This is a genomic window from Methylobacterium sp. J-090, assembly GCF_022829345.1.
In the GTDB taxonomy this organism is placed as follows: Bacteria; Pseudomonadota; Alphaproteobacteria; order Rhizobiales; family Beijerinckiaceae; genus Methylobacterium.
Genome location: NZ_JAKSXV010000080.1, coordinates 37,337 through 50,129, shown reverse-complemented (window position 1 = coordinate 50,129; position 12,793 = coordinate 37,337). Strand labels below are relative to the sequence as shown.

General features: G+C 69.4%; 13 protein-coding genes. 6 read left to right on the top strand and 7 right to left on the bottom strand.

Annotated features, from left to right (window positions below):
- Positions 1-20 precede the first annotated feature (20 nt).
- The gene (locus MKK49_RS12710) at positions 21-662 is read left to right on the top strand and encodes a glutathione S-transferase family protein (protein ID WP_244028914.1); all 642 of its coding nucleotides are present in this window, start codon (positions 21-23) and stop codon (positions 660-662) included.
- 27 nt (positions 663-689) lie between these two features.
- Positions 690-1,091: a VOC family protein gene (locus MKK49_RS12705; RefSeq protein ID WP_244028912.1), complete on the top strand. Its 402-nt coding sequence runs from the start codon at positions 690-692 to the stop codon at positions 1,089-1,091.
- A 3-nt stretch (positions 1,092-1,094) separates the two neighbouring features.
- On the opposite strand, the gene MKK49_RS12700 is transcribed toward MKK49_RS12705, so the two are convergent.
- The 5 genes from MKK49_RS12700 to MKK49_RS12680 form a co-directional block, all read right to left on the bottom strand.
- On the bottom strand, positions 1,095-1,394 hold the full coding sequence (locus MKK49_RS12700; RefSeq protein ID WP_244028910.1) for a hypothetical protein: 300 nt from the start codon (positions 1,392-1,394) through the stop codon (positions 1,095-1,097).
- 263 nt (positions 1,395-1,657) lie between these two features.
- Positions 1,658-2,914 (bottom strand): bifunctional phosphopantothenoylcysteine decarboxylase/phosphopantothenate--cysteine ligase CoaBC, encoded by a 1,257-nt coding sequence (gene coaBC / locus MKK49_RS12695; protein ID WP_244028908.1) that lies wholly within the window; start codon positions 2,912-2,914, stop codon positions 1,658-1,660.
- Positions 2,915-2,990: 76 nt separating this feature from the next.
- Entirely contained in the window at positions 2,991-3,539 is a 549-nt protein-coding gene (locus tag MKK49_RS12690; RefSeq protein WP_244028906.1) for an ankyrin repeat domain-containing protein, read from the bottom strand.
- A gap of 79 nt (positions 3,540-3,618) precedes the next feature.
- The gene (locus tag MKK49_RS12685) at positions 3,619-4,677 is read right to left on the bottom strand and encodes an SDR family oxidoreductase (RefSeq protein ID WP_244028905.1); all 1,059 of its coding nucleotides are present in this window, start codon (positions 4,675-4,677) and stop codon (positions 3,619-3,621) included.
- 102 nt (positions 4,678-4,779) lie between these two features.
- Complete coding sequence (locus tag MKK49_RS12680) at positions 4,780-5,277, bottom strand: VOC family protein (RefSeq protein ID WP_244028903.1); 498 nt, start codon at positions 5,275-5,277, stop codon at positions 4,780-4,782.
- 115 nt (positions 5,278-5,392) lie between these two features.
- On the opposite strand from MKK49_RS12680, the gene uvrB reads away from it, so the two are divergent.
- The 3 genes from uvrB (at position 5,393) to MKK49_RS12665 (ending at position 9,351) form a co-directional block, all read left to right on the top strand.
- A complete protein-coding gene (gene uvrB, locus MKK49_RS12675) occupies positions 5,393-8,119 on the top strand; it encodes an excinuclease ABC subunit UvrB (protein ID WP_244028901.1) in 2,727 nt (908 codons plus the stop codon).
- 114 nt (positions 8,120-8,233) lie between these two features.
- Positions 8,234-8,590 (top strand): hypothetical protein, encoded by a 357-nt coding sequence (locus MKK49_RS12670; RefSeq protein WP_409565068.1) that lies wholly within the window; start codon positions 8,234-8,236, stop codon positions 8,588-8,590.
- 32 nt (positions 8,591-8,622) lie between these two features.
- Positions 8,623-9,351, top strand: a complete 729-nt coding sequence (locus MKK49_RS12665) for a YidB family protein (RefSeq protein WP_244028899.1) — start codon at positions 8,623-8,625, stop codon at positions 9,349-9,351.
- Between the two features lie 18 nt (positions 9,352-9,369).
- Here MKK49_RS12665 and MKK49_RS12660 read toward each other — a convergent pair whose 3' ends face one another.
- Both MKK49_RS12660 and mutM read right to left on the bottom strand, forming a co-directional pair.
- The gene (locus MKK49_RS12660; protein WP_244028897.1) at positions 9,370-10,794 is read right to left on the bottom strand and encodes a sensor domain-containing diguanylate cyclase; all 1,425 of its coding nucleotides are present in this window, start codon (positions 10,792-10,794) and stop codon (positions 9,370-9,372) included.
- 184 nt (positions 10,795-10,978) lie between these two features.
- On the bottom strand, positions 10,979-11,878 hold the full coding sequence (gene mutM, locus MKK49_RS12655; protein ID WP_244028895.1) for a bifunctional DNA-formamidopyrimidine glycosylase/DNA-(apurinic or apyrimidinic site) lyase: 900 nt from the start codon (positions 11,876-11,878) through the stop codon (positions 10,979-10,981).
- Positions 11,879-11,983: 105 nt separating this feature from the next.
- Here mutM and ubiE point away from each other — a divergent pair, with 105 nt between their 5' ends.
- Positions 11,984-12,757, top strand: coding sequence for a bifunctional demethylmenaquinone methyltransferase/2-methoxy-6-polyprenyl-1,4-benzoquinol methylase UbiE (ubiE, locus tag MKK49_RS12650; RefSeq protein WP_244028893.1), 774 nt, complete (start codon positions 11,984-11,986; stop codon positions 12,755-12,757).
- The last annotated feature ends 36 nt before the right edge of the window (positions 12,758-12,793 follow it).

The following is a 12,793-nucleotide window of genomic DNA, read 5'->3' as shown; positions in this document are numbered from 1 at the left end:
GATTCGCGAAAGGCACCCGCTTGGCTTCCGAGATCACGCTCTACCATTCGCCCAACACCCGCTCGACGGGGGTGCGCATCCTGCTCGAAGAACTCGGGGCGCCGCACCGCCTGAACGTGCTGAACATGAAGGCGGGCGAGCACCGCGTGGCGGCCTACCTCGCGATCAACCCCATGGGAAAGGTGCCGGCGCTGACCCATGGCGAGGCCCTCGTGACCGAGCAGGCGGCGATCTACCTCTACCTCGCCGACCTGTTCCCCGGGACGGGACTCGCCCCGGCCCTCGACGACCCGCTGCGCGGTCCGTATCTGCGCTGGATGGTCTATTACGGGTCGAGCTTCGAGCCGGCGGTGATCGACCGGGCGCTCCAGCGCGAGGCGGGCCCGCGCGCCATGTCGGCCTACGGCGATTTCGACACGGTGATGGCGACCCTTTTGGGGGCACTCGCCAAAGGCCCCTATCTCCTCGGCGAGCGCTTCACCGCCGCCGATGTCCTGTGGGGCACGGCGCTCGGTTGGACCACGAGTTTCAAGCTCGTCCCCGAGGAACCGGTGATCCGAGCCTATATCGACCGGGTCAACGGGCGGCCCGCCGCCATCAAGGTCGCGGCTGAGGACGCCGCCCTGGCGGCCCGGCACGAGGCGGCCCAGGCACCGGCCTGACAGGGTTCATCCACGGGGAGACGAAACATGCGGATGATCTTCGTGAACCTCCCCGTGAAGGACCTCACGGTCTCACGGGCCTTCTTCGGCACCCTCGGGTTCAGCTTCAACCCGAATTTCTCCAACGACGAAGCCGCCTGTATGATCGTGGCGGAGAACATCTTCGTCATGCTGCTGGCGGAGCGCCGCTTCCGGGATTTCATCACCGGGCCGATCAGCGATGCTCACGCCGCCACCGAGGTCCTGACCTGCGTCTCGGTGGAGTCCCGCGCGGCGGTGGACACGATGCTGGCTCAGGCCTTGGCCGCCGGGGGCCGGCCGTGGCAGCCGCTCATGGATCACGGCTTCATGTACGCCTGCAGCTTCCAGGACCCGGACGGCCATGTCTGGGAGGCCGTCTACATGGACCCCGCCGCCACGGGCGACTGAGGGTCAGCCCGGGGGCAGGGCGGGCACGGAGCGCGAGACGACCTCGGCGGCGGGCTTCGGCGTCCCGAGGTCGGCCGGCCCGAAGGTCGCGAACAGGTGCATGCCGATTACGGGCGCGAAGACAAGGCTCATCATCACCGCCATGATCAGGGCGACGTTGGCATCGCGGGCTTTCTTCCGGGGAACCTTTGGGGGCGACTTGCGGGCCGGCCGGGGTCGGGCGACGCGCAGGCGGAATTCGCTCGCGGGACGGAGGTTCGTGCGAAACGCTGCCGGAAAGGCAGAAAGCTTCAAGACGGTCATGGGCTCACCTCGTTCGACCGGCCACCGGGGGCCGATCGCGGGCGAACCCGATCCAACGATCAGGCTTGACGCACGCGGACGGCCGAAGGCGGCGCGGTCCATCGACTACTGTCGCTGGGCATTGGGTCAGTCAGGTCCTATGGGGCCGCACGACCGGCACGGGCCGGAGTCGCAGGCGACGCCGGAATGATGCCGAGAGACGGGTTAGTCAAGTCTTAACGCGCGGGGCGGGCCGGAGGCTCCGCAGTTTTTGTCGCACCGCATCACGCCGTCAACAGCGCGGCGAACCGCGCGACGAGCCGGCGCCCGACCTCGTCCTTGTCGAGGGTCGGCCAGGTCTCGACGGAGCCGTCGCGTCCGACGAGGTGGACGGTGTTGTCCCGTCCCCCCATCACGCCCCCGGCGGCCGAGACGTCGTTGGCCACCAGCAGATCGCAGCCCTTGCGGGCGATCTTCTTCCGCGCGTTGGCGAGCACGTCGTCGGTCTCGGCGGCAAAGCCCACCACGAGGGTCGGGCGCCCGCTCGACCGGCCCGCGATGGTGGCGAGGATGTCGGGGTTCTCGACGAGGCGCAGGGGCGCGGGTTCGCTTCCGTCCTTCTTGATCTTGCTCGCGCCCACCGCGGCCGGGCGCCAATCGCCGACGGCGGCGGTGAACACGGCGATGTCCGCCGGCAGGGCTTCCTCCACAGCGGCCAGCATGGCGCGGGCGGTCTCGACGTGGACCACCCGGACCCCGGCCGGATCGGGGATCGAGACCGGGCCGGAGACCAGGGTGACGTCGGCGCCCGCCGCCGCCGCCGCCGCCGCGATGGCGTGGCCCTGGCGGCCCGACGAGCGGTTGGCGAGGTAGCGCACGGGATCGAGGGGTTCGTGGGTCGGCCCGGAGGTGACGAGGACGCGGCGCCCCGCGAGCGGCCCGGCCGGCGCTCGGCCGGCGAGGAAGCCCAACCCGGAGGCGGTCTCCATCCCGGCCAGCATCGCCTCCACGGCGTCGGCGATCTCGGTGGGTTCGGCAAGACGGCCGGGGCCGAACTCGGCCTCCGCCATGGCACCCTCGTTGGGGCCGATCACGTGCACCCCGTCGCCCGTCAGGGTCGCGAGGTTTCGCCGCGTCGCTGGGTGCTGCCACATCCGCACGTTCATGGCCGGGGCGATGAGGATCGGCAGGGTGGTGGCCAGCAGCACCGTGGCGGCGAGGTCGGAGGCCGCGCCGGTCGCCATCCGCGCCATGAGGCTCGCGGTGGCGGGCGCCACCACGATGGCATCGGCGTCGCGGGCGAGCTTGATATGGCCGACATCGGCTTCTTCCGCCCGGTCGAACAGGTCCGTATGGGCGCGCTCGCCGGCCAAAGCCGCGGCGGCAAGCGGCGTCACGAATTCCTGCGCGCCTTTCGTCAGGAGCGGACGCACCCGTGCCCCGCGCTCGCGCAGGCGCCGGATGAGGTCGAGGGCCTTGTAGGCCGCGATGCCGCCGCCGATGACGAGGAGGATGCGTCGGTTCTGGAGCGTGCGGGTCATGGAACACTCATAGAGCCGGTCGGGCCGGGGCCTGTCGTGCTCCATACACCCGAACCGCCCCCGATGCAGGCCATGGTCAGGCGTCCGGGCGCCGCGCCTGGGCGAGGCGGACCGGCGCCTGGACCGCCCCCATGGACTGGGCCATCTCGGCGGCGGTGAGGGCGGCCCCGTCGCGCCGGTCCGGATCGGCGCCATGGGCCAGCAGCAGGTCGATGATCTCGACGCGGTCGAACATCGCCGCAATCATCAGGGCCGTGCGGGTGCCGTCGCCGGTGCCGTCCACGAGGGCGCCGTGCGCGAGGAGCAGTTCGGCCATGGCGCGGTCGCCCTTGAAGGCGGCGCCGGCCAGCGGCGTCTGCCCCCGGTCGTTGGCGAGCTCCGGGTCGCCGCCATGTTCGAGGATCGCCCGGGCGGTCTCGGCCTGACCGTTGTAGGCGGCGAGCATGAGCAGGCTGTCGCCCTTGTCGTTGCGGAGATTGGCCGGCAGGCCCTGGCCGAACAGCTCCGCCAGCTCCTGCGTATGCCCCAGGCGGGCGAACTGGAAGACCTTGCCGGCGAAGGCGAGGGTCGCGTCGTCGAGCTCGGGTTTTTGGCGTTCGGGTGTTTCGGGGTCTTGCGGCTGCATCGGGTTCCGTCCGGTCTCGTGTCCGACGTGATCTGGGTTTCGACCCCCGGCCTGTCCAGCCGGGAGCGGGGTCGGGCCCCTACGGAATCACCCGCTCGGCCCTGAGTCGCGAAAACAGGTCGCGGAACGCGTCGTCGCTGGGCTGGTAGTCGAGGAAGCCGAGGCGGCGGCTGCGGCTCATATCGGTGACGACCTCGATGGGTCGACCGAGATCCGCATCCGTGTGCCAGGCCGACGCGAGGCGGTCGAGATCGGGCTCGACGAGGCTGTGTTTGGCGGCGAGTTCGCGCCAAAGGGGGGCCGCCCCCGCCATCTGCTGCTCCAGGGGCATGGCCTCGCCCGAATAGGGCGCCGGTTCGACACCGAACCACTCCGCGATGCGGCCCCACATCCACGACCAGCGGAAGACGTCGCCGTCGACCACGTTGAAGGCCATGTCGGCGGCGGCCTCTGTGGTGGAGGCCCAGGCGAGGTGGCGGGCGAGCAGGCGCGCATCGGTGACGTCGGTGAGCCCGTGCCATTGCTGGGGCGAACCCGGGAACACGAACGGCCGGCCGGTCGCGCGGCACAGGCTGGCGTAGCAGGCCAGCGTCACGCCCATGTTCATGGCGTTGCCCAACGCGTAGCCGACGATAGTGTGCGGGCGATGCACGCTCCAGGTGAAACCGCGCCGCGCGACCGCCGCGAAGACTTCATCCTCTTGAACGTAATAAAAGTTCTCGACGGGCAGGCGGTCCTGGTCCTCACGGAACGGGGTCTGGGGCAGGGTGCCTTTGCCGTAGGCCTCGAACGGGCCGAGGTAGTGCTTCAACCCCGTCACCAGGGCGACGTGGGCGAGGGGCGCGTGGTCGAGGGCGTCGAGGAGATTGCGCACCATGGCGCCGTTGACCCGGCAATTCTCCGCTTCCGTCGCCTGCCGCATCCACGTGGTGATGAAGACGTGCGTCGGGCGGACGGCACCGAGGGCCGCCGTCAAGGACGCCGGGTCGGTGAGATCGGCAACCACGGGCGTCACCCCGGCGATGTCCACGGGCCGGCGGGCGAGGCCGTGGACGTCCCAGCCCGTCTCCACGAGGTGGCGCGCGAGGTTGTTGCCGACGATACCGCTGGCACCGGCGATGAGGGCCGTTCCCGTCATGATCCTGAAACTCCGGGGCCTCGGAACGGCCCTCGGACGTCAACGGTTTCGGGGCCGAGCCGTTCGAGCACCCGAGCCATGTCGGAGGCGCAGGGTGTTGCGCTACCGGGCGGCGCGTAGGGCGGCGAGGTCGAGGCGCCGGGTGATCATGGCAAGGTTGCCCGTATTGTCCCGCGGCCACTCCGCCTCCGGCCGATCCCAGTACAATTCGACGCCGTTGCCGTCGGGATCGCGCAGGTAGAGCGCCTCGCTCACCCCATGATCGCTGGCGCCGTCGAGGGAAATGCCGGCCACGTCGAGGCGATGGAGGGCGTCGGCGAGGGCGCGGCGCGTCGGATACAGGATGGCGAGATGATAGAGGCCCGTCGTCCCCAGCGCGGGCGGCTTTCCTCCCGCGCTCTCCCAGGTGTTGAGCCCGATATGATGGTGGTACCCGCCGGCCGAGACGAAGGCCGCCTGGGTGCCGAAACGCTGCGTCAAAGCGAAGCCGAGCACCCCGCAATAGAACGCGAGCGCCCGGTCGATCTCCGCCACCTTGAGGTGGACGTGACCGATGCGCGTGCCCGGATCGATGGCGGCCGGTGTCGGATCGTCGGTCATGCCGTGTCCGCTCCCATGCAATGGACGCTCCTGGCAATGGACGCTCCCGGCGGATTCGCGCCACCGGGGACGAGCACCCTTCCCGGCTCCCGTCGAAGAACCCATATCTTAATCCATGGCCGCCCCGAAAAAACCGCGCTCCTCGACCGTCACGGGATCCTCATCCAAGGCGTCGAAGCCCGAGCTTCAGCCCCTCGACGAGCATCTCGCCGCCCTGCTCAGCCCGGCGCTCAACCGCAACCGGCTGCCGGTGGTGGAGACCATCGCGCCGCCCGCGCCGGCGCGGCCCGGGCGGCCGAAGAAGCCGGCGGCGAAACCCGCGCCATCGCCCGCGAAGGGGTTCGGCGAGTCGCCGCAGACAGCGTTCACCCATGGTGTTACCACCCGCGACGCGGCGGAGGTCGATCCGCGCCTCGCCCAGGCCCTGGGCCTGACCCCACCCGAGGACGGGCCGGCCCCGGAAGGTCACGCGGACGACGGCGACACGTCGCTCGCCACCGACGGCGTCTCGGCCACGGTGGACGCCCTGTCGCGCCTCCTCACCGAGGGCAACCCCCTGTTCAAGGACGGCAAGAACTGGGCTCCGCACCGCCCGGAACGGCCGAAGAAGTCCGAGGGCGGCGTGCCGTTCCGCCTCCAGTCCGAGTTCGAGCCGGCGGGCGACCAGCCCCGCGCCATCGCCGAACTCGTGGACGGCGTGAAGAAGGCCGAGCGCGATCAGGTGCTTCTGGGCGTCACCGGCTCGGGCAAGACCTTCACCATGGCGAAGGTTATCGAGGCGACGCAGCGCCCGGCCCTGATCCTGGCGCCGAACAAGACCCTGGCGGCACAGCTCTACGGCGAGTTCAAGAGCTTCTTCCCCGACAACGCGGTGGAGTATTTCGTCTCGTACTACGATTACTACCAGCCCGAGGCCTACGTGCCGCGCTCGGACACCTTCATCGAGAAGGAATCCTCGATCAACGAGCAGATCGACCGGATGCGCCACGCAGCCACCCGCGCCCTCCTGGAGCGCGACGACGTGATCCTCGTCGCCTCAGTCTCGTGCATCTACGGCATCGGCTCGGTGGAGACCTACACCGCCATGTCGTTCACGGTGTCGCTGAACGAGAAGATCGAGCAGCGCCAGCTCGTGGCCGACCTCGTGGCGCTCCAGTACAAGCGCATCCAGTCGGATTTCGCCCGCGGCACCTTCCGGGTGCGCGGCGACGTCATCGAACTCTGGCCCGCCCACCTCGACGATCGCGGCTGGCGCATCGGCCTGTTCGGCGACGAGGTCGAGTCGATCACCGAGTTCGATCCGCTCACGGGCAAGAAGATCAACGACCTCAAGTTCGTGAAGGTCTACGCCAACTCGCACTACGTCACGCCGCGCCCCACCCTCCAGCAGGCCGTGAAGGGCATCAAGACCGAGCTGAAGCTACGGGTCGACGAGCTGACGAAGATGGGCCGCCTCATCGAGGCCCAGCGCATCGAGCAGCGCTGCACCTTCGACATCGAGATGATCGAGGCCACCGGCGCCTGCAACGGCATCGAGAACTATTCGCGCTACCTGACGGGGCGAAAGCCCGGCGAGCCGCCGCCGACCCTGTTCGAATACCTGCCCGACAACGCCCTCGTCTTCACCGACGAGAGCCACGTCACGGTTCCGCAGATCGGCGGCATGTACAAGGGCGACTTTCGCCGCAAGGCGACGCTGGCCGAATACGGCTTCCGCCTGCCCTCCTGCCTCGACAACCGCCCGCTCCGGTTCGAGGAATGGGATGCCATGCGGCCGCAATCGATCCACGTCTCGGCGACCCCGGCCAAGTGGGAGATGGAGCAGACCGGCGGCGTCTTCGCCGAGCAGGTCATCCGCCCCACCGGCCTCGTCGATCCGGTCATCGAGATCCGGCCCGCCCGCTCCCAGGTGGACGACCTGTTGGGCGAAGTCCGCGAGGTCGCCCAGGCCGGCTACCGGACGCTGGTGACCACGTTGACGAAGCGCATGGCCGAGGATCTGACGGAGTACCTGCACGAGAACTCCGTGCGCGTGCGCTACATGCACTCGGACATCGACACCCTGGAGCGCATCGAGATTATTCGTGATTTGCGACTGGGCGCCTTCGACGTCCTCATCGGGATCAACCTCCTTCGAGAGGGTCTCGACATCCCGGAATGTGCCCTGGTGGCGATTCTCGACGCCGACAAGGAAGGCTTCCTGCGCTCCGAAACATCCCTGGTTCAGACCATCGGACGCGCGGCCCGCAACGCGGACGCCCGCTGCATCCTCTATGCCGACACCATCACCGGTTCGATGGAGCGGGCGATGGCCGAGACCGAGCGCCGCCGTACGAAGCAGCTCGCCTACAACGTCGAGCACGGCATCACGCCCCAAAGCGTGAAGCGCGGCATCTCCGACATCCTCTCGAGCGTGTTCGAGGGCGACCATGTCCAGGTCGATACGGGGCTCGCCAAGAACGCCGCCACCATCGGCCACAATTTCAAGGCCGTGATGGCCGACCTCGAGAAGCGCATGCGCACGGCCGCCGCCGACCTCGACTTCGAGGAGGCCGCGCGCCTGCGCGACGAGCTCAAGCGCCTTCAGGCCACGGAACTCCTCGTCTCCGACGATCCCATGGCACGCCAGGGCGACGTCGAGCGCGAGGCGGGGCGCTACGGCGCGAAGCAGAGCCGCATCTCGAAGCCGACCCTCGACAACATGGGGCCGGGCACCGACCGCGAACTGCCCGTCGGCCACGCCGCGCCGGCCTGGGCCGAGCGGCCCAAAGCCCGCTCGACGCAGGGACTCGGCGGCCAGAAGCCGAAATACAAGGGCGGGGGCGGTCGCAAGAAGGGCTGACGCGGAGGCTGGCGGGAAAGGCTTGGAGGAACCAGCCGGCCCGGCTCGGGCTTGGTTGGGCATGTGGCGCCTCACGGTGCCGATCCCGCCCTCCCGCCGGAATCCGCCTTGATCATGACCACCACCTCCGCCCGCCGGCGCCATGCGCTGCGCCCCCGCGCCGGGACCGCCGCCACGAGCCTGTTCGTCGCGGGCCTCGCCGTCTCGGCCGCCTTCGGCATGCTCGTGACACCCCTCGGCGGCAGGCCCGCACTGGCCCAGTCGGCGGCCAATCCCAACGACCAGCCGACCCCCGCGACCCTGCCGTCGCGGGATGCGCGCGCCGCCGGGCGATCCACGGGTCAGGTCTCCGCACCCGCAGCCATCGATCATTCGACCGCAGTCGTCGGATCGGGCGGCAAGACGACCAATCCCCTCGACCATCTGCCCGCGCATGAGCGCGCCGCCACGGGTGGCAGCCGGCAGCGGTAGACTTTTCTCAGAGCGGAATAGGAAAAACGACCATGGGCCTCCTCGATCAGGTTATCGGCGGCGTTCTCGGACAGGTCCTGGGCGGCGGACGCCACGAACAGGGCGGGGCTCAGGGGGGTGGATCGGGCGGTGGCATGAGCAACCTCTCGCCCATCGTCCAGGCACTCCTGATGCTCCTCATGTCCAAGGGCGCCGGCGGGCTCGGCGACCTCCTGGGCGGCGGCGCGCACCGCAAGCCCCAGGGCCGGCGGGAACCCGAACACACCGGTGACGACGGCGATCTCGGTGGCTTCGGACAGGATCGCGGGGAGGCTCGCGACCGGGATGCGGGTTCCGAGCCGCGCGGCCGCCAAAGCGGCGATCAAGGCGGCGATTTCGGCGACCTCGCCGGGATGCTCGACGGTCCGGGCGACCGCGGCGGCGGACGGGACGAGCGCGCCCCCGGAGCCGGCCCCTATGCCCGCCTCGACCACGAGGCAGGCGACGGACAGACCGGTCTCGACGGGCTCATCGACCGCTTCCAGCGCGGTGGCCTCGGCGAGATGATGGAATCCTGGATCGGCCACGGCGAGAACCGCCCGGTCCAGCCTCGTCAGCTCGCCGACGCCCTCGGCCCGGAGACGGTCGACACCCTCGCGCAACGGACGGGCCTGCAGCGGGACGATCTCCTGTCGCAGCTGGCCCAGGCCCTGCCGCAGGTGATCGACCGCCTGACGCCCCAGGGCCGGCGGCCGACGGGAGACGATGCGCGCGGCTGGTAGAGGCCCCGGACGTCTGCCCTACCCGGCCGCGCGGGTCTGGATCGCGCGATCGAAGCGCATGCCGGGCTCGTAGAACCGGAAGGTGTTCCGGCCCGCCGCCTTGGCGCGATAGAGAGCCAGATCGGCGTGCCGATACAGGATATCGGGATTGTCGCCGTCCTGCGGCGCCCGGGCGATGCCGATGCTGGCGCCGACGACCACACGCTCGCCGTCGAGATCGATGGGCTCGCGGATCGCCTCGATGAGCCGCCGGGCGAGATACCGCCCATCCTCGGGGCGGCTCGTCCCGGCCTGGATGATGGTGAACTCGTCGCCACCCACCCGCGCCACGGTATCCTCGTCCCGGACGAGCCCTCTCAGGCGCTCGGCGACCCGGCACAGGAGCGCATCGCCGGCCTGATGGCCGAGGCCGTCATTGACCGCCTTGAACCGGTCGAGGTCGAGGCAGAGCACCGAGAAGCCGTTCCCTCCTCGGCGAATCGCGGGGAGTTGCTGGGTCAGACGCTCGCGGAACAGGGTGCGGTTCGCCAGATCCGTGAGGGCATCGTGCCGGGCCATGTGGCTGATCCGGCGGCTGGCTTCCTCGCGCTCGGACACGTCGCGGACGGCCGCGACGTAGCCCGTCGGGCGCCCGTCCACGGCGTGACGGGTGAGGTTGAAGGTGACTTCGACCCAGACCCAGGAGCCGTCCTTGCGGCGGTAGCGTTGCCGCGTCACCGCCTGGGGCATACGTCCCTCGCAGAGGTCGGAGAGGATGCGGGTGAAGGCCTCCGCATCGTCGGGATGGATCTGGTCCATCGGAAGCGTTCCGACGAGCTCTTCGGGATCATAACCCAGGAGGGTCCGCGCCGCCGGGGAGACGTACTGGCGCCTCGTATCGAGGCCGGAGCGGACGATCATGTCGGACGTGTTGTCGGCCAGCAGCCGGTAATGCGCCTCGCTCTCCCGCAGGCGTGCCTCGGTCCGATGCAGGGCCAGCTGCGCCGCGACGACCGTCGCCAGGTCGGCCAGTTGCGCCTGCTCCGCGACCGAGAAGTCCCGCGCCTTGATATCCTGCACGCACACGGTGCCGGCGCGGACACCGGGCGCGAGGATGATCGGCGCCCCGGCATAGAAGCGAACGTGCGGCTCGCCGGTGACCAGGGGGCTGTCGGCGAAGCGCGGATCGGCCCAGGTGTCCTCGACCACCAGGACGTCGTCGGCCAGGATCGCGTAGGTGCAGAACGAGCCCGTGCGGGGGGTGCCGGCGGCCGAGAACCCGCACTTGGCCTTGAACCACTGCCGGTCCGCCTCGACCAGGGTGACGGTCGCCATCGGAACCCGGAACAGGGCGCAGGCCGTGCGGCAGACGGCGTCGAACTGCATCTCGGGCGGGGTATCGAGGATGGCGAGTTCGCGCAGGGCGGCGAGCCGCTCCGTTTCGTTGGCGGGGAGGGGGTACATGCGTGCTCCGAAACCTTCCGCGTTGTACGCGATCGCTCGAACCGAACACGAGCTATCGGCCAGGAATGCAAATCCCTCCTTAACGAGGTCCGTCAATCGAGCCTGCGACAGTTTCGGGATAGGATTCGACGCAGCGTTTCCACCGCTTTTCGACAAGTCTTACCCGTTTTCCGGTCCACATGAGCTAGTCGATCGATGGAGTCTGGCACGTGGCACAGTAGAAGGTCGAACGCCCAGATTGCACGATTCGGGAAATACATCCCGTGCAGCCCTCCGTCCGGCATGATTCGCCCAGGCGATCGTAGACCCGGAACGCGTGCTGGAAGGCGCCGGCACTTCCATCCGTGTGTACGTAATTCCGCAAGGTCGAGCCGCCGGCGGCGACTGCTTCGTTGAGAATTTGCGGAATCACCTCGGCCAGCAGGCGCGCCTTCGGGGTCGGGCTGCCATCCCCCCCGGCCAGCCGCCCGGCCGGCATCTCGGGATGAAGCCCGGCGCGGTGGAGCGCTTCGCAGACGTAGATGTTGCCCAGACCCGCGATGAGACGCTGGTCGAGGAGGGCCGCCTTGAGCGGGGTGATCTTGTGGCGGAACAGCCGCGCCACGGCCTCCGGCGTCAGGGCCTCGCTCAGGGGCTCAAGGCCCATGGCGGCGAAGTGGCGGCAGGTCGCCAGCTCCGTTGTCGCCACGAGGTCCATGAAGCCGAAGCGGCGGGCGTCGTTGTAGGTGACGGTGGCGCCGTTCGACATGGCCATGACCACGTGATCGTGCTTCGGGGTGCCCAGCGCCCCATCGAGGTAGAAGTCGCCCGGCGACAGGTTGCGGCCATCGGGCATCGCCACGTCGAAGCGCCCGCTCATGCCGAGGTGCAGGATGAGCGACTCGCCGGAATCGAGGGAGGCCACGAGGTACTTCGCGCGCCGTTCCAGGGCCGTCACGGTCCGGTCCGCCAGGCGTTCCGCGAACCGCTCGGGAAACGGAAACCGCAGGTTGGAACGGCGCAGGGTGACATGGGCGAACCGGGCGCCGACCATGGCAGGAATGAGCCCGCGGCGGACGGTCTCGACTTCGGGTAGTTCGGGCATGGCTCTCCGGTACGGACCATCGGGGCAGAAACAGGATGCGGTGCTGGGCAACATGGCGGTTCGCCCCGCCTTTCGCTATGACGCTCACCCCAAGAGGTGAGGTTCATGAGTCACGCCGAGCGGTCCCCCCCCGACGAGAGCACGCATTTCGGCTTCGAGCAGGTCGCGCTCGGGGAGAAGCAGGCACGCGTCGACGACGTGTTCCGCTCCGTGGCCAAGCGCTACGACCTCATGAACGACCTGATGTCGGGCGGCCTGCACCGGGCCTGGAAGTCGCAGCTCATCTCAATGCTGCGCCCGCCCCGGAACCGTCCGTTCCGTCACCTCGATGTGGCCGGCGGCACCGCCGACATCGCCTTCCGCGCCCTGGAAGCCGGCGGCCCGGCGACGCACGTCACGGTGCTCGACATCAACGAGGCGATGCTGCGCGTCGGCGCCGAGCGGGCCGGGAACCGGTTCGCCGGTCGCATCGACTTCGTCACGGCCAACGCCGAGGCCCTGCCGCTGCCGTCGGAGAGCTTCGACGCCTACACCATCGCCTTCGGCATCCGGAACGTGCCGCGCATCGACCACGCCCTGGCGGAGGCCCACCGGATCCTCAAGCCCGGCGGACGCTTCCTCTGCCTTGAATTCTCGAAGGTCGACCTGCCGGTCCTCGACCGGATCTACGACGCCTACTCGTTCCACGTGATCCCGCGCCTCGGCTCGAAGGTGGCAGGCGACGCCGAATCCTACCGCTACCTCGTCGAATCCATCCGCAAATTCCCGAGTCCGGGGCGCTTCGCCGGCATGATCGAGGCGGCCGGGTTCCGCCATGTGAGCCACCGGCCCCTGTCGGGCGGCATCGTGGCGATCCATTCCGGTTGGAAGGTCTCGTGACCGCGTCGGGACGACACGTGGAAACCGGTTTTCGGG